Source organism: Mitsuaria sp. PDC51 (genome assembly GCF_900113225.1).
Taxonomy (GTDB): domain Bacteria; phylum Pseudomonadota; class Gammaproteobacteria; order Burkholderiales; family Burkholderiaceae_C; genus Roseateles.
Genome location: NZ_FOZE01000001.1, coordinates 1,180,005 through 1,206,183 on the forward strand (window position 1 = coordinate 1,180,005; position 26,179 = coordinate 1,206,183).

General features: G+C 65.1%; 26 protein-coding genes. 12 read left to right on the plus strand and 14 right to left on the minus strand.

Features of this window, described 5'->3' with window-relative positions:
- Positions 1–748: 748 nt before the first annotated feature.
- Positions 749–1,120 carry a hypothetical protein gene (locus tag BM393_RS25115; protein ID WP_141225229.1) on the plus strand — a complete coding sequence of 124 codons (372 nt, stop codon included), beginning with the start codon at positions 749–751 and terminating at the stop codon, positions 1,118–1,120.
- On the opposite strand, the gene BM393_RS05180 is transcribed toward BM393_RS25115, so the two are convergent.
- Complete coding sequence (locus tag BM393_RS05180; RefSeq protein ID WP_141225230.1) at positions 1,107–1,535, minus strand: hypothetical protein; 429 nt, start codon at positions 1,533–1,535, stop codon at positions 1,107–1,109. The genes BM393_RS25115 and BM393_RS05180 overlap by 14 nt on opposite strands.
- Positions 1,536–1,632: 97 nt before the next feature.
- Here BM393_RS05180 and BM393_RS25120 point away from each other — a divergent pair, with 97 nt between their 5' ends.
- The 8 genes from BM393_RS25120 (at position 1,633) to BM393_RS05215 (ending at position 9,437) form a co-directional block, all read left to right on the plus strand.
- A complete protein-coding gene (locus BM393_RS25120; protein ID WP_141225231.1) occupies positions 1,633–2,055 on the plus strand; it encodes a hypothetical protein in 423 nt (140 codons plus the stop codon).
- Between the two features lie 139 nt (positions 2,056–2,194).
- Positions 2,195–2,872, plus strand: coding sequence for an SOS response-associated peptidase family protein (locus BM393_RS05185; protein WP_175538189.1), 678 nt, complete (start codon positions 2,195–2,197; stop codon positions 2,870–2,872).
- A 96-nt stretch (positions 2,873–2,968) separates the two neighbouring features.
- On the plus strand, positions 2,969–3,535 hold the full coding sequence (locus BM393_RS05190) for a hypothetical protein (RefSeq protein ID WP_091723120.1): 567 nt from the start codon (positions 2,969–2,971) through the stop codon (positions 3,533–3,535).
- Positions 3,536–3,613: 78 nt separating this feature from the next.
- The gene (locus BM393_RS05195; protein ID WP_091723123.1) at positions 3,614–4,546 is read left to right on the plus strand and encodes an HNH endonuclease; all 933 of its coding nucleotides are present in this window, start codon (positions 3,614–3,616) and stop codon (positions 4,544–4,546) included.
- Positions 4,547–4,890: 344 nt separating this feature from the next.
- Entirely contained in the window at positions 4,891–6,201 is a 1,311-nt protein-coding gene (locus BM393_RS05200) for a hypothetical protein (RefSeq protein WP_091723126.1), read from the plus strand.
- Between the two features lie 188 nt (positions 6,202–6,389).
- On the plus strand, positions 6,390–7,559 hold the full coding sequence (locus BM393_RS05205) for a reverse transcriptase family protein (RefSeq protein ID WP_091723129.1): 1,170 nt from the start codon (positions 6,390–6,392) through the stop codon (positions 7,557–7,559).
- A gap of 149 nt (positions 7,560–7,708) precedes the next feature.
- A complete protein-coding gene (locus BM393_RS25590) occupies positions 7,709–8,227 on the plus strand; it encodes an H-NS family nucleoid-associated regulatory protein (protein ID WP_175538190.1) in 519 nt (172 codons plus the stop codon).
- A gap of 25 nt (positions 8,228–8,252) precedes the next feature.
- Positions 8,253–9,437, plus strand: coding sequence for a restriction endonuclease (locus BM393_RS05215; protein ID WP_175538191.1), 1,185 nt, complete (start codon positions 8,253–8,255; stop codon positions 9,435–9,437).
- Between the two features lie 192 nt (positions 9,438–9,629).
- Here the strand turns inward: BM393_RS05215 and BM393_RS05220 are convergent, their stop codons facing one another.
- The 5 genes from BM393_RS05220 to BM393_RS05235 form a co-directional block, all read right to left on the minus strand.
- Complete coding sequence (locus BM393_RS05220) at positions 9,630–9,860, minus strand: hypothetical protein (protein WP_091723134.1); 231 nt, start codon at positions 9,858–9,860, stop codon at positions 9,630–9,632.
- A 365-nt stretch (positions 9,861–10,225) separates the two neighbouring features.
- On the minus strand, positions 10,226–10,891 hold the full coding sequence (locus BM393_RS05225; protein WP_091723137.1) for a hypothetical protein: 666 nt from the start codon (positions 10,889–10,891) through the stop codon (positions 10,226–10,228).
- A 196-nt stretch (positions 10,892–11,087) separates the two neighbouring features.
- A complete protein-coding gene (locus BM393_RS26410; RefSeq protein ID WP_175538192.1) occupies positions 11,088–11,654 on the minus strand; it encodes an HAD domain-containing protein in 567 nt (188 codons plus the stop codon).
- Entirely contained in the window at positions 11,651–12,142 is a 492-nt protein-coding gene (locus tag BM393_RS05230) for an HAD domain-containing protein (protein ID WP_091723140.1), read from the minus strand. Before BM393_RS05230 ends, BM393_RS26410 begins: the two co-directional genes overlap by 4 nt.
- A gap of 18 nt (positions 12,143–12,160) precedes the next feature.
- Entirely contained in the window at positions 12,161–12,547 is a 387-nt protein-coding gene (locus BM393_RS05235) for a hypothetical protein (RefSeq protein ID WP_141225233.1), read from the minus strand.
- A gap of 177 nt (positions 12,548–12,724) precedes the next feature.
- Here BM393_RS05235 and BM393_RS05240 point away from each other — a divergent pair, with 177 nt between their 5' ends.
- Positions 12,725–13,000, plus strand: coding sequence for a helix-turn-helix domain-containing protein (locus BM393_RS05240; RefSeq protein WP_091725059.1), 276 nt, complete (start codon positions 12,725–12,727; stop codon positions 12,998–13,000).
- 481 nt (positions 13,001–13,481) lie between these two features.
- The gene (locus BM393_RS05245) at positions 13,482–14,354 is read left to right on the plus strand and encodes a PA0069 family radical SAM protein (protein ID WP_091723144.1); all 873 of its coding nucleotides are present in this window, start codon (positions 13,482–13,484) and stop codon (positions 14,352–14,354) included.
- 46 nt (positions 14,355–14,400) lie between these two features.
- Here the strand turns inward: BM393_RS05245 and BM393_RS05250 are convergent, their stop codons facing one another.
- The 8 genes from BM393_RS05250 to BM393_RS05285 all read right to left on the minus strand — a co-directional run bounded on the left by BM393_RS05250 (position 14,401) and on the right by BM393_RS05285 (position 25,039).
- Positions 14,401–16,029 (minus strand): phosphoethanolamine transferase, encoded by a 1,629-nt coding sequence (locus BM393_RS05250; RefSeq protein WP_217648386.1) that lies wholly within the window; start codon positions 16,027–16,029, stop codon positions 14,401–14,403.
- Between the two features lie 177 nt (positions 16,030–16,206).
- A complete protein-coding gene (locus tag BM393_RS05255) occupies positions 16,207–17,868 on the minus strand; it encodes a response regulator (RefSeq protein ID WP_091723148.1) in 1,662 nt (553 codons plus the stop codon).
- Between the two features lie 178 nt (positions 17,869–18,046).
- Positions 18,047–19,192 (minus strand): molecular chaperone DnaJ, encoded by a 1,146-nt coding sequence (gene dnaJ / locus BM393_RS05260; protein WP_091723150.1) that lies wholly within the window; start codon positions 19,190–19,192, stop codon positions 18,047–18,049.
- Between the two features lie 116 nt (positions 19,193–19,308).
- Positions 19,309–21,291 carry a molecular chaperone DnaK gene (dnaK, locus tag BM393_RS05265; protein WP_091723153.1) on the minus strand — a complete coding sequence of 661 codons (1,983 nt, stop codon included), beginning with the start codon at positions 21,289–21,291 and terminating at the stop codon, positions 19,309–19,311.
- Positions 21,292–21,438: 147 nt separating this feature from the next.
- A complete protein-coding gene (gene grpE, locus BM393_RS05270; RefSeq protein ID WP_091723155.1) occupies positions 21,439–21,981 on the minus strand; it encodes a nucleotide exchange factor GrpE in 543 nt (180 codons plus the stop codon).
- A gap of 311 nt (positions 21,982–22,292) precedes the next feature.
- Entirely contained in the window at positions 22,293–22,724 is a 432-nt protein-coding gene (locus tag BM393_RS05275) for an RNA-binding S4 domain-containing protein (RefSeq protein WP_091723159.1), read from the minus strand.
- Positions 22,725–22,740: 16 nt separating this feature from the next.
- A complete protein-coding gene (locus BM393_RS05280; RefSeq protein WP_091725062.1) occupies positions 22,741–24,171 on the minus strand; it encodes a sensor histidine kinase in 1,431 nt (476 codons plus the stop codon).
- A gap of 175 nt (positions 24,172–24,346) precedes the next feature.
- Positions 24,347–25,039, minus strand: coding sequence for a response regulator transcription factor (locus BM393_RS05285; protein ID WP_091723161.1), 693 nt, complete (start codon positions 25,037–25,039; stop codon positions 24,347–24,349).
- Between the two features lie 155 nt (positions 25,040–25,194).
- Between BM393_RS05285 and BM393_RS05290 the strand changes: the two genes are divergently transcribed.
- Positions 25,195–26,163: a tripartite tricarboxylate transporter substrate binding protein gene (locus BM393_RS05290; protein WP_091723163.1), complete on the plus strand. Its 969-nt coding sequence runs from the start codon at positions 25,195–25,197 to the stop codon at positions 26,161–26,163.
- Positions 26,164–26,179: the final 16 nt, after the last annotated feature.

Below are 26,179 nucleotides of genomic sequence, written 5' to 3' on the forward strand. Positions count from 1 at the left end.
AGCGCAAGTCGGTAGCGCATTCCGTCGCGCTGCGGCTCGGTCGTCCAGCCTCCAGCGCCAACTGGCTACGCCGCCGGTGTGTCGGGTGCGGGTGAGATGCTCACCAGTCTGGCGCCCGGGAAGGCCTTTTCAACGGTCGCGGTAGCCTCCGTCAATGCCTCCTGGGCGGAGACCGCTCGCCGAACGAACTGCAGTTCAAGCACCGCATTGATGCTTGCTCCGAGGAGAGTGCTGGTGCTCCCCGTAGCGTCAAGTCGCTCCATGGCGACATCCAGCAGTCCATCGCATTCTTCGAGCTCAAACCGCAAGCTGAACTCGAACTCCAGCAGGGTTCCGCGGGTATCGGTTAGTAGCTGATGAGGGGGCGATACGTCATCCAGCACGCTCAGTTCCCCAGTTCACCTGCGAAGACTTCGTCGTGAGACGGCCGATAGTTGCCGTCCCAAGTTGCTTCGGACGCTTCTGCGGCGCGTGCTTGGCGCATCGCGGACCGAAGCTTGGGGTCGGACTTGATGAGCTGACGAGCTCGCTCGATGGTGCTTCGGAACTCCGGTCGCCGCGACCACCAGTCGGCCAGAAGTGCTCCGTGCCGCGCGGGGTAAACCGAGTATCAACGCACGATTGAGGCAGGGTCGTTCAAATCGAGCAGCATGGCTTGGTTCCGAAATCGCGATGCGGGTATAGTACTGTATAAACATACAGTATTCGCAAGATGTTGGTCAGAGCACTCCGTCTTCGACACCGAGGGGTGAAGCTCGACCCCTCGGTGCTGCGTGCTGCCGTGCCCTTGGAAGGGCTTTTACGGCTCGATGCAAGCCGCTATCAGGGCCGGGATGGGCGTGGACGCACCGTGTGCCTTCTGATGCCCGTTGGAGGCTCTCTGCAGCCTCTGGTCGAGATGTTCAGTGCTCGACTGGTTCGCATCGAGGCAAGAGGCATCATCGTGAGCGGTGAAGAGGATGAGTGGGACCGCAAGCGGCGAACATCGTTTCGCCAGACTTTGTGGGCCTGGCCGATGCCTCCGCCAGTCCCTGCCTCCGAACCGAAGGAGTCGAACGGACGCCGCGAAGTGATGAAGCTGCTGGAGGCCATAGAGGCCCTCGGCGTCACGGCTGACTGATGTCGCCCGCTGGAGCGCTGGGAGCGGCGTCCCATTCGTGGAGGTCGCGAAGCAGCTGCGGCAGCAACTTCGCGACGAGCTCGATGGCCAACTTCGAACCCTCGCTGATGCGCGACTTCGTGCAGATGAGGCGAAGTTGGCTCGACGTCGCCTTGAGGTCCTGAGCCGGGCCCAGCAGGTGTTCACCCGTACGGTCCATGCTGATGGCCAGGCGCAGCGCTTGCACCTGAGCGACGAGGTCTCGGACGAGCTCGCGAACCACCGCCGCTTTGGACCTGGCGAGTTCTTGCGCCAGCAGCGAAACGAAGTGGTCGACGTCGAGCAGCGACCGAGCAATCCGCTCACCAATCTGTTGCCGCGCTTCGTCGGCTGCGGAATCTACCAAGGCCTGCATGCTGCCCAGTTTATCGCCCACGACTCTTGGCCTAGGCCACGCCTCCACGAACGGCGGGAGCGCCGTATCCTCTGGACCCGGATAACGCGGCCAATCTCGCCGCCCGCAGGAGAGTGCCATGGCGACTTGGCAGTTCGATGTGCAGCTCTATCGGCAAGCTCTTGATGAACCGCTGCCGGCTTCCACACGCGAGGCCGCAGAGCACCTGCTTCCTCTGCTGTTTGGCGTAGGAGACGAAATGCTTGACCGATGGTTCGTTTTTGGAAGTGAGGTCGGGAATCGCGTGGACCTGCTCGTGCTCGATGACGGGGGCTGTGAGATTCATGCTCGCTTCGACGCTCGAGCCTCGGAAACCGACGGGTTCGTTCGTGATACCTGCAAGCTTGCTTCAGCGCTGGACTGCAGCCTGTTCAGCGCTGAACTCCATGAGGTTCTCCAACCAACCCCGGCATCCGTGCTGGACGCCTTGAAGCGTTCTGCGGCGTGGCGCTACGCCGTGGACCCGGCGGCCTTCCTTGGCAGCCTAAGAAACTCGCCTTGAGAGCGGAGCGCGACAGATGTGCAACCTTTACCACATGAGTCCGCGGGACGACTTCGAAATCTACGTCCGGCGGCACATCGGGAAACTCTGGCTGCCTGAGGAGCCGCCCAGGCCAATCGTGGGCCCTTTCGATACAGGCATGTTCCTCATCCCGGCCGGTGATGGCGGCCTGACCGGTCGCCTCGGTCAGTGGGGGATGATTCGGGCTGGGCAGCGTGAGCGTGTTGAGTACAAGGAGTACCCGTCGAAGAAGCCCGGCGGCCAGCCTCGGCGTGAGTCGATGCTGAAAAACAATGCGAGGGTAGAGACCGTTGCCAGCTCTCCCGCGTTCAAAGATGCGTGGCGCGGCGGCCGACGTTGTCTGATTCCCGCTCTGCGGTTGCAAGAGCCAAACTGGCAGACTGGCAAATGCGTTTGGTGGCAGCTACGTCGCGCTGACGAGCTGCCGTGGATGGTGGGGGGAATCTGGTCCGAATGGACTGACCCCGAGTCCGGCGAGCTGGTGAACAATTACGCCATGTTGACATTCAACGTCGACGACCACCCGTTGCTCAACCGGCTGCATCGACCGGAGAAGGACCGTGTCACCGGCGAGGTCCTTCCGCCAGAGAAGCAGGACAAGCGAGGGTCGGCCCACATTGAGCCGGCGCACTGGACAACTTGGCTCCAGGGCTCCATCGATGAGGCGAAGGCTCTTCTCGTCGCGCCGCCGGCGGAGTTCTACGACAAGTCGGATGCACAACGGATGGACGAAATGCTCACGGGCATATCTTCGCAATCTGTCAGTCAGCGTGGATTGATTGCTGGCAATACCTGACCCCTTCTCTGGTCAAGAGTTGAGGAGGTGGCGCTGGGTCAGCCTCCCCCGACATGGGGTGGCGCGCATCTGCAAAGACGTCGCCAGAATCGGCGCATGCGCATCCTGACTACTTGCATCTTCCTCGCCGCGGTGGTGGCGTCCAGCGCGGCCATCGGCCAGGTCAAAGGACCGGGGACGTACTACGTTTCTGTCGAAAAGACGGATGAGCGCCTAGCCCCCGCCGCCAACGCGAAATCCACAAACGTGCTGCGCACGCGCCAAGCGGTGGAAGTTCTTGAGGTCAAGGGGCAATGGGCCCGCGTCACGAAGTACTACGACGGCCAAGTGGAAGGCGTTCCTGGGCAGGTGGCGCGCTGGGTTGCGGTGAAGGACCTTTCGGCGGCGCGGCCTGCTGACGAGGTGGCCAAGTCTGATGAGCCTGAGATTGCTAAGCTGCTCACAGGCTCGGACGATTTCGCCCGATACCGAAAGGCGTTCATCAAGGCTTCGCAGGAACTCATCCAGCGTAAGCAGTGCTCGGTGCAGGACTTCAAGGAAGTGGGCGGCTGGTCCAAGTCCACGAACTTCCCAAACAAGCCCGTGTACTTCACCTACTGCGGCGGCATGACCAAGCAGAATCGGGTGTACCTGAACGCGGCAACTGGCGAAGTCTTCCGCTGACCTCTGTCATACCGCTGACACGACTGGGGCTCGCCGGTACGTGGCAAGCTACCTCGCCAAGTTGTCCCTCACATTCACATGGCCGAAATCAAGAACTATTCGGGTCCAAAGCTCAACGATTTCGCAGAGAGAACGCGTGCATCTCTCCGAGCTGCTGGCTTCGACATCGTTGCACTCCCCAGCTCCAACCCAAATAGAAAGCGGAATCTTATCCGCGTCTTGTGGGACGGGGTGTACGTGGGGCAAATGCACTCAGACCTTTGGGACCACGGCTACGGATGCCTCTATCGGTTCAACTCGTTGGACGGTGCCGGGCGCCTCCGCTTCGCTGAGCCTAAGGAGTACGGGGCGGAGGATTTTATGAGGATTCATCATCTAGACGAATCACAGTTCTCGATTCGCGCGGAAGGGAAGGACGTTAGGCGCTACTACCGAATTGTCGGAACAGAGGCAACGCTGAAGGTGATGAAGCAGTCCGCCCAATGGGTAGACGGAGCTCTCGGGCTTGGTGCCGAGGATGACATAGCACGCGACATCGCCGAGATTGAAAAGTCCAATCTCTCAGCCACCGATAAGGACGCACTCATCAAGGTGCGCCTTGGACAAGGCACGTTCCGGGCGGCTCTTGGGAAGGAGTTCAACTGGACCTGTCCGTCCTCTGGAATGAACTTGCGCGCAGCGCTGCGTGCATCCCACATCGTCCCTTGGCGTGAGGCGAATGCAGAGGAGCGGCGGGACCCGCTCAATGGATTGCTGTTGTCCGCCAACTTGGATGCGCTGTTTGACAAGCATCTGCTTACGTTCAGTCGAACCGGAAGCGTGAAGTTCGCCAAAAGCGTTCCTTCCGAAGTTATGGCCTTGCTGGGGCCCTTCGGGAAGCTCAAGTTCAAGCCATGTGCTAGCCGCGCGAGCTATTTGGCCCGGCACCATAAGCGATTCGAGGAACTTGAACTGCAGCGTGTTGCGATTGCAAAGGCTAGGGACGAAGAGGGCGAGGCTGACGAAGAGTAGGCGCGGCGCGCAACGCGCCAGTGCTACCTCTTCGAACCTGGTGGAGCGTTTCCTCGTCCACCACCAGGCGGCTGACCCGTCGTGCTGGGCCAGTTCCCTCCAGGCCCTGGATGGCTCGAAGACCGACCGGGAGATGAGCCTGCGGGAGATGGCTACCGGACGCTACCTTGGCTTGGAGCGGGAGAAGACTTTGACATAACGGTCTCCAGAGTTGGTCGCTACTACGCGCATGTGCAAGGCTGGCCATCTACAAATCCCATCCGGGCCACAGTGGCTTCCAAGCACCAGGACTCGTCGACAGTGAGATGCTCTACTCCCAAAATTCTCCCTAGCATATGGCAGCTATGAAAGCCCCTAATGCAGTCGAGACGACTGAGAGCGCACAGCAGTGGCTGGGGCAGTTCCCGCTCGGGGATAAGGCTTTGGCTACGGAACTGCTTCGAGCGCTACGCTTGGTCTCGCGAGATGAGTTTGCAGACGGATTGCGAGCGCATATCTTGGAACGGGCGGAGGCGGTCCATGGGACGGTTGCCCTCTATGCCGAACGCGAGCTGGGTAGTCGCCTTGGAATCCCGCATCGGCTCTTCAAGGAGACAACAGGAAGGCGCAAGAGAGCGATAGGCGCGATGGGTCCACCCCCTGTGAAGTCCACCAAGGCCTATGACGCCTCCGTGGGGAGCGAGGGACTCGTCGCTCAACTCATCTCTCAGCTCGTCAAGGAGCATCCGAAGAAGTTTCTCGACCACCCTGGACCGGAGCGCATTCGGAAGGCGAAGGTCAAAGAGTTCTGGGTCGTCACCGACCTTGTCGGGAGCGGCTACCGCATCCGAAGTTACCTTGAGGCCGCTTGGCGAGTTCGCTCTGTTCGCAGTTGGTGGTCAGGCGAGCTTCTCAAGTTCGGCGTCGTTGCCTATGCCAGTACGGAAAAAGGCGAGCGCCTCATAGACGCGCATTCAACGAAGGCACGCGTCACCCATGTGCACCCTGCGCCGACCATCGACACGGAGTTCTCCATAGGAAAGGCTCTGCAGATGAAGAGGCTGTGCGAGGCCTATGCGCCCGCGGTGTACGGCGACGGGAAGGCGCCGCCATGGGGAGGCGGTACTGGTAATCCGCTGGGGTTTGGCTCTTTGGGAACGCTGATTGTCTTTGCCCACGGGGCTCCGAACACTTCTCCATCATTTCTCCACAAGGCATCCCGAAGTGCATCGAGACCCTGGACACCCCTGTTTCCGTCGCGAGTTACAGCATCGTTAGGAAGCGATGCGTTTGGGCAAGCGCTTACCCCAGAGAGGGTGCTGAGACGACTGGAGAAGCTCGGGCAGCAACGGCTGGCTCGCTCGAGGGTCGTCAAGTCGGAACTTTCGGCCTGGGAGGTGCTGCAGATGCTGGCGGCGTTGGCTTCACCGCCGAGGGCAAACGACAGAGTGCTGGCTACGCGTTCAGGCTTTGACGTATCGAAGGTGAGGAGACTCTGCCGGCTCCTTGGCGAGTACGGGTGGATTGACTCCCAGAGACGCATGACGGACGCGGGAGCAGGCCAGCTGAAGCATGCGCGAAAGCAATGGACGGAATCCATACAAGAAGCCGATTTCCAGCCTCGCTCCGTCAAGATATTGCCGTACTATCCGAAGTCGTTGAGGCATCCAGTCTGAAAGTCTAGATTCGGTGCGCGTCGAGAGGACGCAGCCACCATTGATGAGCATCGGCTCATCAACCGGGCGCAGACTACTGCCGCTCTATGAACCAGCTCCTGCTTACGGCTAAGCCCTCCCGCCACAAGGTTACGTGGCGTAGCCTTCTACTTGCGGCGGGAGACCTCACCCAGAGGGTGTCAAAGTAGATGGATGATTGGAAGCCTCAACCCTATATTCGACAAGCGCAGCAGCTAGGAGTTGCGCAGTCGATTCTTGATGCTGCGGTCGCTGCTAGCGAGGCGGTTGTAGCAGCTCATCCTTCGTTGCCGCCAATCCTGACGCTGCGGCATCTCGCGCATCTCACAGACACGAGCTACCTCAAACTCCGCGATTGGGTCAGCCGAGAGATTGAGGACCCCTACAGGGTGTTTCGCATCAAGAAACGCCCGGTTGCTCCGAATTGCACTGCGTTCAGAACGATTTGCGTACCGGATGTGGAGCTGGCATTTCTCCAAAGGTGGCTGTCGCGCAACGTTCTCTCTTGGGGTCGACCACACTCTGCAAGCACGGCGTTCGCTCCCGGCTCTACTCTTCTCGCAGCTGTGGAACCGCATTGCGGTAGTCGATGGTTGGTGAAGCTTGACGTAAGAAGATTCTTCGAGTCAATTTCAGAAGTCTCGGTCTACAAGGCCTTCCGCAGATTGGGCTACCAGCCGCTGGTCTCACTGGAACTGGCGCGGCTGTGCACAAGGGTGGGGCCAGCCTCTCGTCTGTACGCCAACGCGCGGTGGACCAGGCGCGCGCCTCGCTATGTCGCAGCGATACGAAAGTACGCAGTGGTGAGGTTCGGGCACCTCCCTCAAGGGGCGCCCACAAGTCCGATGCTCGCGAATCTTGTCATGCGAGATGTCGATGAAGAGCTGACGAAGGTTGCAAAGCTTCACGGCATGACCTACACGCGCTACGCCGACGACCTCACGTTCTCAACACCCCGAAGGGATTTCGGACGGGAGATTGCAGTCGAACTCATTCAGAAGGTCTACCGAAGCTTAGGAAGATTCGGTTTGCAGCCCAACCTTGCGAAGACTCAAGTAGTGCCACCTCGCTCTCGGAAGGTCGTCCTCGGGTTGCTTGTCGACGGCAAGGAGCCCAGGCTCACCAGGGAGTTCAAGAACAAGATGCGTCAGCACCTGTACTACCTTGAGAGGCCTGATGTGGGCGCGGTTCGCCACGCTCAAGCCCGCGGCTTCTCTGCCGTGGCCGGGCTAAGAAATCACCTATTGGGACTTGCGGCTTACGCCAGCCAAGTGGAACCGCAGTACGGCGCCGAGCTTGCACGACGCCTCAATGCAGTTTCTTGGCCGGTTGTCTATTGACTTCGTGATGTGGATGGCGCCGAGCGCCCATCGAAATTACTGGCACTCTATGTCTTGCTGTTACCTGCTTTCGCATGGATTAGAGACGTTCGGGTGGTTAAATCAGCAGTACGCGGAAACGCAATGCCTTCTGTCCAACGGAGCTCCCGATGCCTAAATCGCTACAACAGGTCCTGATTCAAATCGACAAGCTACAGAAGGAGGCTGACTCCATCCGCGCCAAGGAAGTCGCTGGCGTCATCGGGCGAATCAAGGAAGCAATCAAGCACTACAACTTGAAACCCGAGGACCTCTTCAGTTCGACGGCCAAGAAGGGCGCCGCTCCTGCCAAGACCCCACGCGGCGGCGTTGCAAAGTACAGCTCTGCCGACGGGCGAACATGGAGCGGGGTGGGCAAGCGTCCAAGCTGGTTCCGCGAGGCGCTCGAAGCAGGCAAATCCCCGGAGGACCTGCTCGTTACTTCAACCGACGCTCCCAGTCGCGATTCAAGCGGCAAACGCAGCCTCGGCGGGAAGCGGGCGGCCAGCAAGCAGAGGCGAGTTGGTGAACCCAAGTATCACAACGGTGATGGCAAGACCTGGACAGGCAAGGGCACACGTCCGGGCTGGTTCGTTGCCGCGCTGGCTGAGGGCAGGACTGCTGAAGACCTGCTCATCGCGAAACCGTGAGGGCGGCTTACCACTGAACCACCGCATGGCGACGACTACCAAGACGCTTGGGCCACTTCACTTTGAAGACCTTGAGCCGAAGCGATTCGAGGACCTGGTCCGACAGCTTGCGTACGAGTTCAAACCTTGGCGCAAACTTGAAGCGACCGGACGGTCCGGCAGCGATGACGGGTTTGACGCTCGAGGCTACGAAATCGTCGGCGGGGACACCACCCAGCGCTCCTCGGACGGAGAGACCGAGGTTGTTGATGAGACGGCTGTCCGTGAAGGGGCCGAAGACCGACTGTGGCTCATCCAATGCAAACGTGAGAGGGCCATCGGGCCCAAGGCGCTGACGGACTACCTCGACGGCGTTGTGTTGAGCCCGGACGAGCAGCTGTACGGGATAGTATTCACCGCCGCCGCAGACTTCTCGAAGAAGGCACGTGACGACTTCGCCAAGAAGTGCAAGGCCATGGGTCTGCAAGAGTGGCACCTTTGGGGCAAGGCCGAGCTTGAAGACAAGTTGTTCCAGCCGGCTGCGGACCACCTCCTTTTCGCATACTTCGGTATCTCGCTGACCATTCGTCGGCGCACCCAACGCACCGAACTCCGAGCGCGCCTCGCGATGAAGCGGAAGGCGAATCGGCTACTCAAGGACTACCAGCACCAGTTCCTGCTTCTGCGGCCGCCCGAGGCTCCTTCGTACCCGCACTCCAGGGACGTGCGCGACCCTGAGACAGGTGAACCACCGTGGTTCGTACGGGAGTATCGGCAGATGAGCCACGAGGGCTTGGTGTTCTGCGTGCGTCGGTACTTCGCTTATCTGCACGACGATGGGGAGCAATGGGACGCGGCCATGGCGTTCAATCATGTGCGTTCGTCTCCGCATCAAGACCCTTGGCGGCGCGAGGAGGAAGACTACGAGCTGCGCAGTCGTATCCAGGAGGTCTGGGACGCCTTTCCGAAGGCTAACAAGGCCTGGCTCGAAGTGCTCGCCACCATACCTTTCGAAAACATTCTCGACATTGACGAGCTGGGCGATGAGCACTTTGAGGAGCCGCACATATACGCGCCGTTTTTCGACCGTCTCGCAGGTCCCTTCGCGACGTTCTACGCAAGGGTCGAGACGACGGACCGCTACGACCCGCGCGTGCTGTACCCGAGTAGGACGGATGGTCGCATCGAAGTCTTCGAGGCGGACTTTCGCAAGGACAAGCCCGGCCCCTAATGTGCATTTTTTGGCGGCGCCAACGTACGAACAGCCCCAAGGTCACTGCGAACCAAAATCGCTAGGTGCGCAACGGTGGTGCTGCCAGCCTCAACTGCGATGTTCTCCAGGTTCAGCGGTACGGGTCGGTGCAGGTAGGGGCGCATCTTACGGCGGCACGCCCGATAGACTGCTGCCGCTGCAAAGCTGACGTCAATTCGTCGGCGCCCCGAACCGGTTCTTGGAAATCACCACCGATGGGTAGCCAATCTCATCGATTCCGAGCTCAGGCTCATCCGGTAGCTCGAGAAAGCTTGATGCGGGAGCCTCGCAGTACCGACAGTGCGTCCGGGTATAGGCTTCTTCCTTGCTCATGCCCACAAGGACGACTTCCATCACCGACTCGTGTTTGACGCCGCAGAACCGGCACATGCAGACCTTCATCGCCTCAGCTCCATCTCAGCTTGAACGTTGACGACCCGGACGACGCACCGCAAGAATCCACATGTTGAGCGCGAGCTCCAGCGAGGCGCGCTTTGCCTTCGTTGCCCGGCCTGGCCCGAGCGCCCGTCTTCCAATCGTGGTGGCGCAACCTGTGCCTCAGCAGGAGGAGTCACATGGATGAGTAGTCCGCGGACGTCGATGCTGATGAACTGCCCAACGGCAAGTACGTCGCCGTTCTCATACTCACGCCGCCGCCAGAGCTCGGACCGGCAATTCGCCGCGTGCTGGAAGGCGAGTACGACCACCCCGAACTTGCGCGGCTCGCCGCGCTTGATGCTTTCGTCCTCATGACACATCGATAGTTCTCAGTCCGCCGGCTCTGCACGCTGGACTAGGTTGGACCTACCGTGAACCCAGCAGCGGTACCGCTGACCATCCTCGAGCAGACTCAGGCTCGCAATTCCAGGCGTCCGCTCGGTAATGCAGAGCATGCGTCCGTCAGGCGTTGCGAGGTGTGCGATGCCGAGTTCTGTGTGCACCTCGAAGACATCTGCCTCAACCAGTCGTGCACCAAAATTTCGCTGCGCCAGAAGGCCATCGACGGATGAAGCGGCGATGGCAACCAAATCATCCGAAGGCATCGTGCACCGGTACATGGTCTCAAGCTGCTTCTGGGCGGGCGCTATCTCGTCACTTGCATCGACGAGCAATTCGATGAGGGAGTTCTGCCCGGGCAAGTCGATGAACTCGGCGCGTGGGAAGGTGCGCAGGACTGCTTCGACGCTTGCGACCATCGCGGCGTCACGATGACTGACTTGTTGGTCGAACTCGAGCAACACGACGTGTGGTGGCACCTTGAACACGTGCGCGGCAACGCAGTTCGCCATCGGATATCTCGCTGCGATTTCTGGCTGGGTCAGGGGGAAATCCTCGGCTGAGTGCACTGCCGCGGCAAGTACCACCCGGCATACCGAGAACTCCGCAGGGAGGCTCTCCTCGCGGCGCTGTGCCTCCAGGTCCAACGGAGGCATAGGTTGGTTGCTACCGTCCCGTCCATCGGACTGGCTGTCATCTTAAGTGCTGTTCACATGTAGCCCCTCGGAAGTCATGCGAACAACAAGCTCCGCGGGGGCGTACCGACTTGGGCCGCTGTCGCGATTCGCGAGTCGGTTCGCCTCCTTGATGAGAAGCTTCTGGCGCGCATCAGGCTCAAACGCGCTCGGCATCTCAGTCCCTTGGCGGCGCCGTCGAGTGTGGCTCATAAATCGGCCGCTGTAGAGCGCGTCGGGCGAGTTGGAGATGAGAGGGCTGCAAGCAACCCGTCGCGTCACAGAGAGCCACTCGACCGGCGACGTCAAGGGTTGAACCAGTGAGGCTCTCTCCGGACTCCACGTCGTCAAGAATGACGAACGGTTCCCCATTGTGGTGTGCGCGCAACCACCTCTGGACGGCATCAAGCCGAGATTCGTCCCGATTGGTCGGGGCCGCCCAATGCACATGAAAGTTGTCAGCGACGCTCGCTAGGCCGCATCGCCTGAACACGTGCTCGAAATGCGGACGCTTGAGGAGCGAGAGCCAGCTCGTTGTCAACACTACACGTGGTGAGAGCTCGCACATGAGCTCATCCAGCAACGCGACCGCTTGGGCGGCGAAGAGCTTTTCGTAGAGGTCCGGCACCGCAACGTCAAGTCCATGCAATGCGCGAAACACGTGCAGACCGCCAAACGGTTGATTGGGGCACAGCACGTCGTCCACGTCCAAAAGCACCGTCGGACGCTTCGCGGCCACTGTCATGGCGCGCACTCCCTGAGCGCGGCCTCTAGCCGTTTGATGACCTTTGGGTCGCTGAGTCCGCTGCTAGCGTCGACCTTGACCAAGTGCCGCTTCACGGCCGGGTCGGACGGCCAGCCGTCGTCGCTGTCGTCGAGAGACACCCAGTGCAGCAGCTTGTTCTGCTGGACGCAATTCCGGATGGTCCCGAAGACTGTGTTCACCTTCCTTAGCTCGAACAATGCGATGCACCTAACGACGTCGCCGGTTGCGCCAGTCACTCGCCCCTGTAGCCAAGCCGGTGCCAGGCTCTTGATGGCTTCGATGCCAAACATGCTGACTGCGGTCGAGCGAAACACCACCGAAGCGTCCCAGCGTTCGAGGACGTCGCGCAGCGGGGTGGCCCAGCAAAAGTGAGGTGGACCTGCATGCGGATAGCCTCTCAGTACTGCGTACTGCATGCTCAAGGGATGCGTGACCCCGTCCAAATTTAGAAAGACTACGGGCGCCATCACTACGCTCGTTTCCTTTTAGGAAGTCCGAAACTTGGCCGCCGGCGGATACACGAGCGTGCATGGCTCCATCCCGGCCTCAGTAGGTTTGCCATCAATTCGCACGAGCAACGATGGTGCGTTGGCAAACGTCAGTGCGTAGGAGCCCGAGTAGCGCGAGGCAAAGACCTGCTGGACGGTGCCGAACATGACGGAATCTGTGGAAGGGCCAAGCGGCGCGAAGAACGCGCTCAACCGCGACGGCCTCTCTCCTGCGAAGGCGAGGGCCTCACCGAAATCCAAGAAGGCGCGACGTTGGCAGACCGTTCGACCTTCCACCGTCTCGTCTACGTCAACGATAAACAGGTGGTGGGCGGGGTCGAGGCTGATGCCACCCTTAGGCATTGCCGTAGCTTGCGCGTTCATTGGATGTCCTTCTCGCTCGTGGTCGTTGAACCTACTTGGAGGACCCGAAAGGGTCGCTGAGCCCCCGGATGTTCCGGCGTAGCCGACGTTTGTGGGCGATATGAATAGCCAGTATACGAAAAAGCGGTAGATGAATGAACTGTAGACGTTTCAACTGCGCTCTTGCACCGTGCGGACATGGAAGAAGCGAAGGTGGAAGGGCAAGCCCTTCGAAAAGTTTTTGCTGCAGCTTTGCAGTCTTATCGCAAGAAGCTGGGCCTGTCGCAGGAGGCATTGGGCGGGAAAGCTGGCTTGCATCGAACCTATGTGAGCCAGGTCGAACAGTGCCGTCAAGCCGCAAGTCTGGACAGCATTGAGCGCCTCGCCAACGCGCTAGGGGTCGCGCCTCATCTGCTTCTAAAACCCTCTCGGGAGCGGGCCAGAATCTCTCCTGAAGAAGCCGACGGGAGTTAAGGGCTGGCGGTTGAGCCCAGGGGGAGGTTGGTCATGGCGCGGGGAGCGCGTATCCGAGCCGTACCAGTGCGCTGAAGCCTTTTACTCGCCCTCTGTCCTTATGGGGGTAGAGCGGCGACGTGCCCTTTGGAGTCGTGGGTACGGGGAGCTTGGAGGCGGGACAGTCTCACCGAGCGGACCGCTTTGCGTCTCGTAGCGCGAAGCGGTGTTGCCTGCTGATAACGGACGCCGTCCAAACTTGAGCTCGCCGTCGGCTTAGTTGCGCTGACGGAAAGTCAGTCCGCGTCCGCAGGTCGCGCGCGTGGCGGCTCATCGAACGTTTGGGTCGGTCAAGACCTAGCGGGTCGACTCCCGAGCAGCCACAACGCCTTGCGTCTGACCCAGCTCAGTCAACAGAGGACCGCGCTTCTTCGGGGCGGGCGCGATTGCTTCCGTCCTATTGTCGACTTGTGCCAGCTGCCCTCTCCTCTGAATTTGAGGGGTGCTCCACATATTTTTGGTTCGTGTAATACACGGCTGCATCTACTGCTTCGCGCGACCGACGCACAGCTACCTGAACCTGTCGCCGGGCCTGGACTTCGAGACCCGGATCATCGCGAAGGTCAACGCCGCCGAGCGGCTGCGCGAGGCGCTGGCCTCGCCCGCCTACCAGCCGGCGCCGCTGGTGCTGGGCACGGCCACCGACGCCTACCAGCCGATCGAGCGCAAGCTGCGCATCACCCGCGCGGTGGTGGAGGTGCTGACCGAGGCGCGGCATCCGTTCTCGGTGGTGACCAAGTCCAGCGGCATCGAGCGCGACCTCGACCTGATCGTGCCGATGGCGCTCAAGCGGCAGGTGTCGGTCTACCTGTCGGTGACCTCGCTGGACCCGGCGCTGTCGCGCATCCTGGAGCCCCGCGCCGCCTCGCCGCAGCGGCGGCTGCAGACCATCAAGGCGCTGGCCGAGGCCGGCGTGCCGGTGGGGGTGAGCGTGTCGCCGGTGATCCCCTTCCTCAACGAGCCCGAGCTGGAGCGCATCCTCGAGGCGGCCGCGGAGGCCGGTGCGACCAAGGCCTTCAGCATCCCGCTGCGGCTGCCCTGGGAGGTGGCGCCACTGTTCCACGACTGGCTGCGGCTGCACCAGCCGGACAAGGCCGCGCGCATCATGGCGCGGCTGCGCGACATGCGCGGCGGCAAGGACAACGATCCGCGCTTCGGCACGCGCTTCACCGGCGAAGGGATCTGGGCCGAACTGCTGCAGCAGCGGCTGCGCAAGGCCTCCCAGCGCCTGGGCCTGGGCCGCGAGCGGCACCAGTTCGACTTCAGCGAGTTCAGACCCCCCTCGAAGCTGGAGGGGCAGCAGTCCTTGTTCTGACGGGCCTGAGGGGCTTGACGGGCTCGAGGGCCTGACGGACGGTCGATCAGCCGCCGCGCCGGCAGGCGCCGACCCAGTCCCAGTCCTTGCGGTAGACCGAGGTCTGCACGCCGCTCAGGCTCAGCACCGTGTGGTACAGCCCGTCGTGGGACATCGGCGTGTCGCGGCGCTGGGTGAGGCAGGCCTCGTCCAGGCGCTGCGACTGGCGCGTCTGTGCCGGCAGCCACAGGATCAGCGGCACATGCTTCTGCTGCTTGGGCGCCAGCGCATAGGGCATGCCGTGGAGGAACAGGTTGTTCTCGCCCAGCGACTCGCCGTGGTCCGACACGTACAGCAGGCTCGGATCGAAACGCGACTGCTGGGTGCCCAGCCAGTCGATCGCCTTGGCCAGCACGTGGTCGGTGTACGCGATCGTGTTGTCGTAGGCATTGCGCACCTCCTCCAGCGGGCACTGCTGCAGCGCGTTGCTGCGGCATTCCGGCTGGAAGGGCTTGCGCTCGGCCGGCGTGCGCAGGTAATACGCCGGTCCATGGCTGCCCATCTGGTGCAGCACCAGCACCACGCCGCGCGCGACGCGCTGCGGATCCAGCGCGGCGATGCGGGCGTCCAGGTCGTGCAGCATCGCCTCGTCCAGGCATTCGCCGTCGGGGCGGCACAGGCCGGCGGGCAGGGGATGGTCGGCGCGGGCGGGATTGATGGCCTGCGCATTCGGCACGCGGTCGCAGATGCCCTTGCAGCCCGACTGGTTGTCCAGCCAGAGCACCGCCAGCCCCGCGCGCTGCAGCACGTCCAGCAGCGTCTCCTGGTTGCCCGGGTGGTCGACATACGCCTCGCGGCCGAGCTGCGAGAACATGCAGGGCAGCGAGGCCGCCGTCGAGGTGCCGCAGGACGCGACTTCGCGGTAGCTCAGCACCGGCTTGCCCGAGAGCTCCGGATTGGTCGGCCGGCCGTAGCCGTTGAGCTGGAAGTTCTCCGAGCGCGCCGTCTCGCCCACCACCAGCAGCACCAGCGGCGGCCGCGCACCGTCGGGTCGGGGCGTCAGCGTCGCGTCCGCGGCGACGATCTCCGGCGGGCCCTTGGGCTTCTTCTGTTTCTGGACGACCAGCGCGGCGCTGGCCCAGATCGCGTTGATCGGGCTGACCATCTTGGTCAGCACCTTGTGGTTGCGCAGGGTCGAGGCCAGCTCCGCGGTGCGGGTCGCCGCCAGGCCCACGCCCAGCGCCAGCGCCAGCGCGACGCTGGCCAGGTTCCAGCCGAGCCGCTGGTACCAGCGCCGGTCGGTCAGCCGCTGGCGCCAGAGCCAGAGCAGCGGCAGCAGCGCGATCACCGCCACATGCGCCGCCAGGCCCCAACCCATCAGGTCGCGGGTCTCGCGCACGTCGGTCTGCAGCGCGTTGGTGATCATCGCGCTGTCGATGACCACGCCGTAGCTGCCGATGAAGTAGGCCAGCGGCGCGGTCAGCAGCAGCATCAGCGTGAGCAGCGGCTTCACCGCCACGCGCCAGGCCAGCAGGCTGAAGCAGGCCGCCAGCACCAGGATCACGATGCCGGCGAAGACGACGACGAACAACTGGCCCGACGGGCCGGCGTAGTCGGGCATGCCGCTCATGCGCTGCCACAGCGGCCAGTTGCCGAGCACGCCGATCCAGAGCGCAGCCAGCCAGGCCAGGGTCAACGGGGAACGTGTGCGCGCGGCGCCGGCCTGGCGCGATCGCGAGGTCGAGGAATCGGAAAACGGCATCTTGCTTGTGTCAGGCCGGCATGATCAAACCGGCCCTTGTAGTGGTCCCACCTGAAGATCTCCTGAAGCCTCGCCCTGCGTCATGCCGCGGCGCGGCCACCGGACCGGCTTTCATCCCCGCAAGGCCATGCCGCCGGCGGCACGGGCCGCCTTCAGCCCCTGGCCGCTGGCCTGCACGTAGCGGCGTTGCAGGTCCTCGATGCGAGGCGCCAGTGCGCTCGGGTCGCTCATCCTGTCGCGGTAGCGCTTGAGCACCAGCGCCGCCATGTCGATGAGCTTGGCGTTCAGCGTCAGCCCGCCTTGCTCGACCAGCAGCTGCACCCCGGCCTGCGCGTCGCCGCGCATCGCCTGGCGCATCGCGGTTTCCGAGATCGCGAAGACGCGGGCATTGGCCTCGCGCATCAGCCGCGAACTGGGCTCGTGGCCCTCGGCCATGGCGAGCATCACCTCGGTCGCCGACTTGGAGCTGCAAAAGCGCAGCCCGAGCTGGCTCATCAGCAGGTCCATCTCGCTGAGCTCGATGTCCTGCCGCGCCATGCGCACCCACAGGGCGATCAGCAGGCAGGCGGCTTCCAGGTCGAAGGCCTCGTCCGCGGCGCGGCGCGCGAAGTCGCGCGCCAGCTGCAGCGCATCGGCGAGCCGGCGTTCCATCAGCAGCCGCAGCCCCTGCAGCAGCACGTCGAAGCGCTGCAGCCGGACGTCTCGCGGCGCGCGTTCGATGCCCTGCGCCAGGGCGTCGGCGGCGTACTTCAGTCCCTTGCCGTCCTTCGCGTCGAAGCGCATCAGCGCGAGCAGGGCCAGGCTGTGCCAGTCGAAGAGCTTGGAGCGCAGCCCCTGCGCGAGGCTGCGTTCCAGCATCTTGAGCGCCTCGTCGCGCTGGCCGGCATAGAAGGCCAGCGTGCCGCAATGCTGCTGGCGCAGCAGGCATCCCGGCGTCAGCGTCGCGGCGGTGCGGTAGGTGGCGAGCGCGGCGTCGATCTCGCCTTGCTCCATCTGCACCCGGCCCATCAGGTCGTAGCTGTCGGCCTGGTCGGGCATGTCACCGATCAGCGTCTCCAGCGTGCGGCGCGCGGCGCTCAGGTTGCCGCTGGCCACCTCGGTGCGCGCCACGCCCAGCCGCGCCCAGGGCACGGTGCGCGCGGCGATGATCGCCTCGTACAGCTCGCGCGCCTCGGTGTGGCGCTCCAGGCGCAGCAGCAGTTCGGCGCCGATGCGCGCGGCATAGAGCCAGTAGGTCGCCTTCTGCTGGAAGCGCTCCAGGCAGAGGTCGGCGGCGCGGTCGAAGTCGCGGGCGTCGATGGCGTCGAAGATCGCCTTCAGCTCCAGCTTGCGGTGCCGCGCGTTGGCCAGGCGGTCGGCCAGCGCGGCGCTGGTGTAGGGCTTGACGAGGTAGGCATCGAGCGCCGCCTCGGCCGCCTCGGCGACCTTCGCGTAGGAGGCCTCGCCGGTGACCATGACGAAGACCGTGGCGTAGGGCAGCAGTTGCTCGCGCCGCAGTTCATCGAGCAGGTCCTGTCCGGAGAGCTCCGAGCCGTCGAAGTAGTAATCGCACAGGACGATGTCGTAGGGCTGCGTCTCGAGGATGACGCGGGCGTCGCGCACCCGCGTGGCTTGGCGCACGTGCCCGACGCCGAGTTCGCGCAGCTGGGCGGTCATCAGGCTGCGCGAGGTCGCGTTGCCGTCGATGACCAGCGCCTGCGTCTTGGACAGGGGGCTGGACAAGGGGCTGGCCAGCGTCATGGCCGCCGTCCCGCGGGCGTGGCGGGCGCCCATGTGAAAAAGCCCGCCTCCGAAGAGAGCGGGCCGGCAGCACCCCAACGATGTGTGCGAATGTCGTCAACCACGAGGCGGATTGTCCGCCCGGCGATCGCCGCCGGCTCCCCGGGTTTGCGTGGGGGCCGCAGCTTGAATTCCCAATCCGGGCGTGAACTTGCGCGCCGCTGTTGGTGGCTTACTTGAAGAGGTCCTTGACGCGGTCCGTCCAGCTCTTCGCGTTCGGCGAGTGGCGCTCGCCGCCGTCGCGCAGGCTCTTGTCCAGCTCCTTCAGCAGCTTGCGCTGGTGCTCGGTCAGCTTGACCGGCGTCTCGATGCTGATGTGGCAGTACAGGTCGCCCGGATAGCTGGAGCGCACGCCCTTGATGCCCTTGCCGCGCAGGCGGAAGGTCTTGCCGTGCTGCGTGCCCTCGGGCAGTTCGATCTCGGCCTTGCCGCCCAGCGTCGGCACCTCGATCGAGCCGCCCAGCGCCGCGGTCGTCATCGACACCGGCATCGTGCAGTGCAGGTCGTCGCCGTCGCGCTCGAAGATGTCGTGCTGCTTGATGCGGATCTCGATGTAGAGATCGCCCGACGGCCCGCCGTTGACGCCCGGCTCGCCGTTGCCGGCGGAGCGGATGCGCATGCCTTCGTTGATGCCGGCCGGGATCTTGACTTCCAGCGTCTTGGTCTTCTTGATCTTGCCGGCGCCGTTGCAGGTCGTGCAGGGCTCCGGAATGATCTTGCCGGTGCCGTGGCAGTGCGGGCAGGTCTGCTGGATGCTGAAGAAGCCCTGGCGCATGTGCACCGTGCCGCTGCCGCCGCAGGAGCCGCAGGTCTTGGCGCTGGTGCCGGGCTTGGCGCCGCTGCCGTGGCAGGTGTCGCAGCCTTCCCAGGACGGGATGCGGATCTGCGTCTCCTTGCCGCGCGCGGCTTCCTCCAGCGTGATCTCCATCGCGTAGCTCAGGTCGCTGCCGCGATAGACCTGCTGGCCGCCGCCCTGGCGCCGGCCGCCACCCTGCTGGCCGAACAGGTCGCCGAAGATGTCGCCGAAGGCCTCGGCGAAGCCGCCGAAGCCTTCCGCGCCCGGGCCGCCGCGGAAGCCCTGGTTGGGGTCCACGCCCGCGTGGCCGTACTGGTCGTAGGCCGCGCGCTTCTGGCCGTCGGACAGCATCTCGTAGGCCTCCTTGGCCTCCTTGAACTTGTCCTCGGCGTCCTTGGCACCTTCGCCCTGATTGCGGTCAGGGTGGTACTTCATCGCCAGCTTGCGATACGCCTTCTTGATGTCGTCTTCGCTGGCGTTCTTCGCGACGCCTAGGACTTCGTAATAGTCACGCTTTGCCATGGATCTTCCTGGGGGCCTCAAACCAAAACGCCGCGCGAGGCTGGCGGCCCCGCGCGGCGGCTGTCAGGCGACAGCGGTTGCCGATCGCGGCGCCGACCGGGGTCGGCGCGCACGGCTTACTTCGAGTCCTTGACTTCCTTGAACTCGGCGTCCACGACGTTGTCGTCGGCCGGCTTGGACGAGGACTGCGCAGCCGCCTCGGCGTGGTCCGCACCCGCCGCACCCGCCGCACCAGTGGCGCCCGCGGCACCGGCCGCCGCCTGGGCCGCCTGCGCGTCGGCGTACATCTTCTCGCCCAGCTTCTGGCTGGAGGTCATCAGCGCTTCGGTCTTGGCGTCGATGTCGGCCTTGTCCTCGCCCTTGATGGCTTCTTCCAGGTCCTTGATCGCGGCCTCGATCTTTTCCTTCTCGCCGGCGTCCAGCTTGTCGCCATGCTCGGCCAGCGACTTCTGCACCGAATGCACCAGGCCGTCGGCCTGGTTCTTGGCCTGCACCAGCTCGACCTTCTTCTTGTCCTCGGCGGCGTTGGCCTCGGCGTCCTTCACCATCTTCTCGATCTCGGCCTCGGACAGGCCGGAGTTCGCCTTGATGGTGATCTTGTTTTCCTTGCCGGTGCCCTTGTCCTTGGCGCCGACGTGCAGGATGCCGTTGGCGTCGATGTCGAAGCTCACCTCGATCTGCGGCACGCCGCGCGGCGCCGGCGGGATGCCTTCCAGGTTGAACTCGCCCAGGCTCTTGTTGGCCTGCGCCATCTCGCGCTCGCCCTGGTAGACCTTGATGGTCACCGCGGGCTGGCTGTCCTCGGCGGTCGAGAAGGTCTGGCTGAACTTGGTCGGGATGGTCGTGTTCTTCTTGATCATCTTGGTCATCACGCCGCCCAGGGTCTCGATGCCCAGGCTCAGCGGGGTGACGTCCAGCAGCAGCACGTCGGTGCGCTCGCCGCCCAGGACCTGGCCCTGGATCGCGGCGCCCACGGCCACCGCCTCATCGGGGTTCACGTCCTTGCGCGGGTCCTTGCCGAAGAACTCCTTGACCTTCTCCTGCACCTTGGGCATGCGGGACATGCCGCCGACCAGGATGACGTCGTCGATCTCGCTCACCGACACGCCGGCGTCCTTGATCGCGGTGCGGCAGGGGGCGATGGTGCGCTCGATCAGCTCGTCCACCAGCGACTCCAGCTTGGCGCGGGTCAGCTTGATGTTCAGGTGCTTCGGACCGGTGGCGTCGGCCGTGATGTAGGGCAGGTTGACGTCGGTCTGCGAGGAGTTGGACAGCTCGATCTTGGCCTTCTCGGCCGCTTCCTTCAGGCGCTGCAGCGCCAGCACGTCCTTGGTCAGGTCGACGCCTTGCTCCTTTTTGAACTCGGCAATGATGTAGTCGATGATGCGCTGGTCGAAGTCCTCGCCGCCCAGGAAGGTGTCGCCGTTGGTGGACAGCACCTCGAACTGCTTCTCGCCGTCGACGTCGGCGATCTCGATGATCGAGATGTCGAAGGTGCCGCCGCCCAGGTCGAACACCGCGATCTTGCGGTCGCCCGCGCCGTGCTTGTCCAGGCCGAAGGCCAGGGCCGCGGCGGTGGGCTCGTTGATGATGCGCTTGACGTCCAGGCCGGCGATGCGGCCGGCGTCCTTGGTCGCCTGGCGCTGCGCGTCGTTGAAGTAGGCCGGGACGGTGATGACCGCCTCGGTCACTTCCTCGCCGAGGTAGTCCTCGGCGGTCTTCTTCATCTTGCGCAGCACTTCCGCGGAGACCTGCGGCGGCGCCAGCTTCTTGCCGCGCACTTCCACCCACGCGTCGCCGTTGTCGGCCGCGGCGATGGTGTAGGGCATCAGGTCAATGTCCTTCTGGACTTCCTTCTCCTGGAACTTGCGGCCGATCAGGCGCTTGACCGCGTACAGGGTGTTCTTCGGGTTGGTCACCGCCTGGCGCTTGGCCGAGGCGCCGACCAGCACCTCGCCGTCTTCCTGGTACGCAATGATCGACGGGGTGGTGCGGGCGCCTTCCGCGTTCTCGATGACGCGGGTGGTGTTGCCTTCCATCACCGCCACGCACGAGTTGGTCGTGCCCAGGTCGATGCCGATGATCTTCTTCTTAGCCATGTGGTGCTCCTGAATAGGGAAAAACTGGCGGAACGGTCAGCGGGGGAGGGCTCGATGGAGCGAGCGGCTGAAACAACGTTCCGGGATGCTGCTGATCTGTGGATAACTTCGCCGGGTTCAAGGGCCCCGATCGATTTTTCGCTGTGCTTACTTGGGGGCGGACACGGTGACCAGCGCCGGGCGCAGCACGCGGTCGGCGATCAGGAAGCCCTTCTGCAGCACGGTCACGACCGTGTTGGGATCCTGCTCCGCCGGGATCATCGAGATCGCCTGGTGCTGGTGGGGGTCGAACTTGGTGCCGGCGGCCGGATTGATCTCCAGCACCTTGTTGCGCTCCAGCGCGGACTGCAGCTGGCGCAGCGTGGCATGCACGCCCTCGAGCACCTGCTCGACGCTGGCGTCCGGGCGGGCGATGGCGGCGGTCAGGCTGTCCACCACCGGCAGCATCGCGTCGGCGAAGCCCTCGACCGCGAACTTGCGGGCCTTGGCGGTGTCTTCCTCGCCGCGGCGGCGGGTGTTCTCGACTTCGGCCTTGGCGCGCAGATAGGCGTCGGACATCTCGGCCAGGCGGCGTTCGGTGTCGGCGAGCTTGGCCTCCAGCGTCTCGGGCACCGAGGCGGCGGCCGCGGCGGCAGCTTGCTGGGTCAGTTCGTCCAGCGTCGGGTCGGGTTGTTGGTTGTCAGTCGTCATGGTTGGATGGCCCCAAAGCGGAGCCCGACTTCTCTTCGGAAGGGGACCGGCGTCGGTGGGAGCCGGTCTGCGTCGGGCGACCCGCCGCATCTGGGGCTCATGGCCGGAAGTTCAAGAGGGGGATTTTGGCATCGGTGCGCGGGCAAGCCGGGGGCCTGCTAGTGGCGCTTCTTACTGCGGAGGTCGGGGCGTTGGCCGCCATGGCTTGGGGCCCCGGCGGCCAGCGCCGAAACCCCAAGCCATGCCGTCCCCAACCACTGTCGTCCTTTCACGGTTTTGCGACCGGGGACTTCGGGGGAGGGGGATCGGCGTCATTCGTCGATGCTGGCGCTCCAGCGGTCGTCCCACTCGGCCAGCTTGCGGCGGTCGTGCTTGGTCGGGCGGCCCTGAACGATGGTGTCGGCCGGCTCGGGGGCCAGGCGGCGCGCCTCGGCCGCGCGTTCGCGGGCGGCGACGCTGTCCGGCGTCTCCTCGTACAGCGTCTGGGCGACCGGCGCCGGACCGCGGACGCTGCTGAGACCGAGCACCTTGACCTCGCGGGCCACCACGCCCTGGCGCAGTTGCACCATGTCGCCGGGACGCAGTTCGCGCGAGGCCTTCACCGCCTGGCCGTTGACGGTCACGCGGCCCTTGCCGATCTCCTCGACGGCGATCGAGCGGGTCTTGTAGAAGCGGGCGGCCCAGAGCCACTTGTCCAGGCGCAGGCTGGTCAGCTCGGAGGAGGAACGGTGGGAGGCAGGCATCAGGGGGCGGATTGTCCTACGCCGGACCGGCGTCGGTCGATGCTGCCGCCGGCAGCCGCACCACGGCGTCCAGGCCCTCGATGACCCCGTCGCGCTCGCGGTTGTCCAGCGCCAGCGTGCCGCCCAGCGAGCCGACGATCTCCCGGCAGATCGCCAGCCCCAGTCCCGAGCCGCCATTGGGCCCGGCCGCGAAGGGCTGGCCGAGCTTGGCCCGCAGCGACGCCGGGATGCCGGGCCCGCTGTCGCCGATGCGCAGCTCGACGACGCCGGCCGTCGCGCCGCTGCCGTCGGCCTCGCGACCGCGCAGCGTCACCGCGACCGCCAATCGGCCGCCGCGAGGGCAGTGCCGCAGCGCGTTGTGCAGCAGGTTGCGGGCGAGCTCGCGCAGCGCCCAGGCATGGCCGCGCACCGGCGCGGGCTCGGTGGACAGCTCGAAGTCCAGTTCGGCGTCGGCGATCAGCGGGGCCAGGTCCAGCGCCACCTCGCGCACCGTCGCCGCCAGGTCCAGCCGCGGCGGGTCGCCCTGCTGGCGCAGCTGCTCGACCTTGGCCAGCGCCAGCATCTGGTTGGCCAGCGCGGTCGCGCCGTCGACGGTCGCGCCGATCTCGTCGATCGCCTGCGCCGCCGGCACGTCGCCACGCCGGGCCGACTGCACCTGCGCCTTGAGCACCGCCAGCGGCGTGCGCAGCTGGTGCGAGGTGTCGCGCACGAAGCGCTTCTGGTGGGCGAGCAGCCCGGCCTGGCGGTGCCAGGCCTCGTTGATCGCGGCCACCAGCGGCGCGAGTTCCGCCGGCACGCCCGGCATCGGGATGGGATCGATGTCGTCGTCGGCGCGCGCGGCGATCGTGCGGCTGAGCGCCCGCACCGGCCGCGTCGCGAAGAGCACCACGCCCCACACCACGATCGCGATCACCGCCAGCAGCGCCGCCTGACGCCACAGCGTCGAGACCAGCACCTGGCGCGCCAGCGTGCGGCGGATCTCCAGGGTCTCGGCGACCTGGATCGTGGCCACGCCCAGGCCGGCCGCGCCCGCCACCGGCTGCTTCAGCACCGCGATGCGCACCGGCTCGCCCTGGTAGACGTCGTCGTAGAAATCGACCAGCGCCGCGTAGGCGCCGCGGTCGGGCAGCCTGCCGTGCCAGGCGGGCAGGTCGTCGAAGCCCGACACCCATTCGCCCTGGAAGCCGGTGACGCGATAGAACATGCGGCTGCGGTTGTCCGCCTCGAAGGCCTCGAGCGCCGCGTAGGGCACCTCGGAGACGAGCCGCGGCGCGTCGGGCGAGCCCTGCACGTCGAGCTGCTCGCCGATGGTCTTGGCCGAGGCCAGCAGCGTGCGGTCGTAGGCGGTGTCGATGGCGCGCCGCGCGTCCTGGTAGAGCCGGTGCGCATTGGCGCCGATCAGCAGCCCCACCGGCACCAGGATGCCCAGCAGCAGCCGGCTGCGCATCGAGCTCAGCCCGCGTCCGCGTCGCCGCGGCCACGGTCGCGCTGCCCAGGTCCGGGGCTCGCCGCTCGCGCGGTCGCCCGCCGCGCTGCTCGAGCCCTCGATGCCGCGCGCGCCTGCCGCGTCGCGCTTGACCTCCACGCCGCTCACGTCGCTCACGCCCCGCACCTCGCGCCGTTCAGTCGGGCGCCTTCAGCAGGTAGCCCAGTCCCCGCAGCGTGACCAGCCGGGCGCCGTCCGCGGGCAGCCGCTTGCGCAGCCGGTAGGCGACGACCTCGACCGCGTCGGGCTGCACGTCCAGGTCGTCGGCGAAGACGATCTCGGTGAGCCGTTCCTTGGCCACCGCCTGGCCCGGTCGCGCCAGCAGCGCGCGCAGCAGCGCGGCCTCGCGCGGCGGCAGGTCCAGCGGCAGGCCCAGGTGGTAGATCGCGCCGCTGTCGGCGTCCACGCGCAGGCCGCAGAAGGCCTCGTCCTCGTGCGCGCCGGCGGTCGCCGGCGCACCGCCCGCGCCGCGGCTGCGGCGGGCGAGGGCGCGCACCCGGGCCTCGAGTTCATCCAGGTCGAAGGGCTTGGGCATGTAGTCGTCGGCGCCCAGGTTCAGGCCGAGGATGCGGTCGCCCACGGTGCCGCGCGCGGTCAGGATGATCACCGGCGTGGCCAGCTGCGCGGCGCGCGCGGCCGAGAGCAACTCCAGGCCGTCGATGTCGGGCAGCGACAGGTCCAGCAGCACCACGTCCGGCGGCTGCGCGCGCCAGCGCTCCAGGGCCGGCCGACCCTCGGAGAAGCCCAGCACCTGGATGCCGCGGCGCTCGAACGAGCGGGCCACCGTGGTCTGCAGCGCGGCGTTGTCTTCGACGAAAAGCAACCTCATGATCGGCAGTGTCCGCCAGCGGCCGCGCGGCCGCCGCTCAGGGTCAACCCTGAGCTTCCCGACAGCCGAATGAAAGCCGCCATGTGCACGATGCGCGGCACAACGACGTCGGGTGCGCGCTCTGCCCCGGCGCCGACAACCAAGGAGACACGAGCATGCGTCGAGACCAGTTCCTCAAGTCCGCGGCCGCCTTCGCCGCGCTGGGCGCCACGGGCGCGCTGCCGCTGAGCGCGCAGGCCGCCGCGGCGCTGAAGATCCTCGTGCCCGCCAACCCGGGCGGCGGCTGGGACATCACCGGTCGCGCGCTGGGCAAGGCCCTGCAGGACGCCGGCGCCGCCGGCGCGGTGACCTTCGAGAACAAGGGCGGCGCCGCCGGCGCCATCGGCCTGGCGCAGTTCGTCAACGCCGCCAAGGGCGATCCGAACGCGATGATGGTCATGGGTGCCGTGATGCTGGGCGGCCTGATCACCAGCAAGCAGCCGGTCACGCTGACGCAGGCCACGCCGATCGCGCGCCTGACCAGCGAATACAACGTCTTCGTGCTGCCGGCCAACTCGCCCTTCAAGACGATGAAGGACGTGGTCGAGGCGCTGAAGAAGGACCCCGGCTCGGTGAAGTGGGGCGGCGGTTCGCGCGGCGCCACCGAGCACATCGCCGCGGCCATGCTGGCCCGCGAGGTCGGTGTCGACGCGACCAAGGTCAACTACGTCGCCTTCCGCGGCGGCGGTGAGGCGGTGGCCGCGATCCTGGGCGGCAACGTCTCCATCGGCGGCAGCGGCTACAGCGAGTTCCAGCCCTACATCGAGAGCGGCAAGATGCGCCCGATCGCGATCACCGCGCCGCAGCGCATCAAGGGCCTGGACATCCCGACCATGAAGGAGCTCGGCTACAACGTCGAGATCGGCAACTGGCGCGGCGTCTACGGCGCGCCCGGCATCACGCCGCAGCAGCGTCAGGTGCTGATCGACATGGTCGTCAAGGCGACCAAGTCCAAGGCCTGGACCGAGGCGCTGGAGAAGAACGGCTGGACGCCGGCCGTGCTGACCGGCAAGGCCTTCGAGGACTTCGTCGACGCCGAGTTCGCGTCGCTGCGCGCGATCATGCACAAGTCCGGCATGGTCTGATCCCGGGAGGCCCGCC

Coding starts and splice junctions, on each gene's coding strand:
- BM393_RS05225 (WP_091723137.1), bottom strand. CDS start 10,891: ATGCCTCCGTTGGACCTGGAGGCACAGCGCCGCGAGGAGAGCCTCCCT.
- BM393_RS05200 (WP_091723126.1), top strand. CDS start 4,891: ATGAAAGCCCCTAATGCAGTCGAGACGACTGAGAGCGCACAGCAGTGG.
- BM393_RS05275 (WP_091723159.1), bottom strand. CDS start 22,724: ATGCCTGCCTCCCACCGTTCCTCCTCCGAGCTGACCAGCCTGCGCCTG.
- BM393_RS26410 (WP_175538192.1), bottom strand. CDS start 11,654: ATGACAGTGGCCGCGAAGCGTCCGACGGTGCTTTTGGACGTGGACGAC.
- BM393_RS05255 (WP_091723148.1), bottom strand. CDS start 17,868: ATGGGCGCCCGCCACGCCCGCGGGACGGCGGCCATGACGCTGGCCAGC.
- BM393_RS05185 (WP_175538189.1), top strand. CDS start 2,195: ATGTTCCTCATCCCGGCCGGTGATGGCGGCCTGACCGGTCGCCTCGGT.
- BM393_RS05195 (WP_091723123.1), top strand. CDS start 3,614: ATGGCCGAAATCAAGAACTATTCGGGTCCAAAGCTCAACGATTTCGCA.
- BM393_RS05240 (WP_091725059.1), top strand. CDS start 12,725: ATGGAAGAAGCGAAGGTGGAAGGGCAAGCCCTTCGAAAAGTTTTTGCT.
- BM393_RS05280 (WP_091725062.1), bottom strand. CDS start 24,171: ATGCGCAGCCGGCTGCTGCTGGGCATCCTGGTGCCGGTGGGGCTGCTG.
- BM393_RS05285 (WP_091723161.1), bottom strand. CDS start 25,039: ATGAGGTTGCTTTTCGTCGAAGACAACGCCGCGCTGCAGACCACGGTG.
- BM393_RS25590 (WP_175538190.1), top strand. CDS start 7,709: ATGCCTAAATCGCTACAACAGGTCCTGATTCAAATCGACAAGCTACAG.
- BM393_RS05290 (WP_091723163.1), top strand. CDS start 25,195: ATGCGTCGAGACCAGTTCCTCAAGTCCGCGGCCGCCTTCGCCGCGCTG.
- BM393_RS05235 (WP_141225233.1), bottom strand. CDS start 12,547: ATGAACGCGCAAGCTACGGCAATGCCTAAGGGTGGCATCAGCCTCGAC.
- BM393_RS05205 (WP_091723129.1), top strand. CDS start 6,390: ATGGATGATTGGAAGCCTCAACCCTATATTCGACAAGCGCAGCAGCTA.
- BM393_RS25120 (WP_141225231.1), top strand. CDS start 1,633: ATGGCGACTTGGCAGTTCGATGTGCAGCTCTATCGGCAAGCTCTTGAT.
- BM393_RS05230 (WP_091723140.1), bottom strand. CDS start 12,142: ATGGCGCCCGTAGTCTTTCTAAATTTGGACGGGGTCACGCATCCCTTG.
- grpE (WP_091723155.1), bottom strand. CDS start 21,981: ATGACGACTGACAACCAACAACCCGACCCGACGCTGGACGAACTGACC.
- BM393_RS05220 (WP_091723134.1), bottom strand. CDS start 9,860: ATGAAGGTCTGCATGTGCCGGTTCTGCGGCGTCAAACACGAGTCGGTG.
- BM393_RS05215 (WP_175538191.1), top strand. CDS start 8,253: ATGGCGACGACTACCAAGACGCTTGGGCCACTTCACTTTGAAGACCTT.
- BM393_RS05190 (WP_091723120.1), top strand. CDS start 2,969: ATGCGCATCCTGACTACTTGCATCTTCCTCGCCGCGGTGGTGGCGTCC.
- dnaK (WP_091723153.1), bottom strand. CDS start 21,291: ATGGCTAAGAAGAAGATCATCGGCATCGACCTGGGCACGACCAACTCG.
- dnaJ (WP_091723150.1), bottom strand. CDS start 19,192: ATGGCAAAGCGTGACTATTACGAAGTCCTAGGCGTCGCGAAGAACGCC.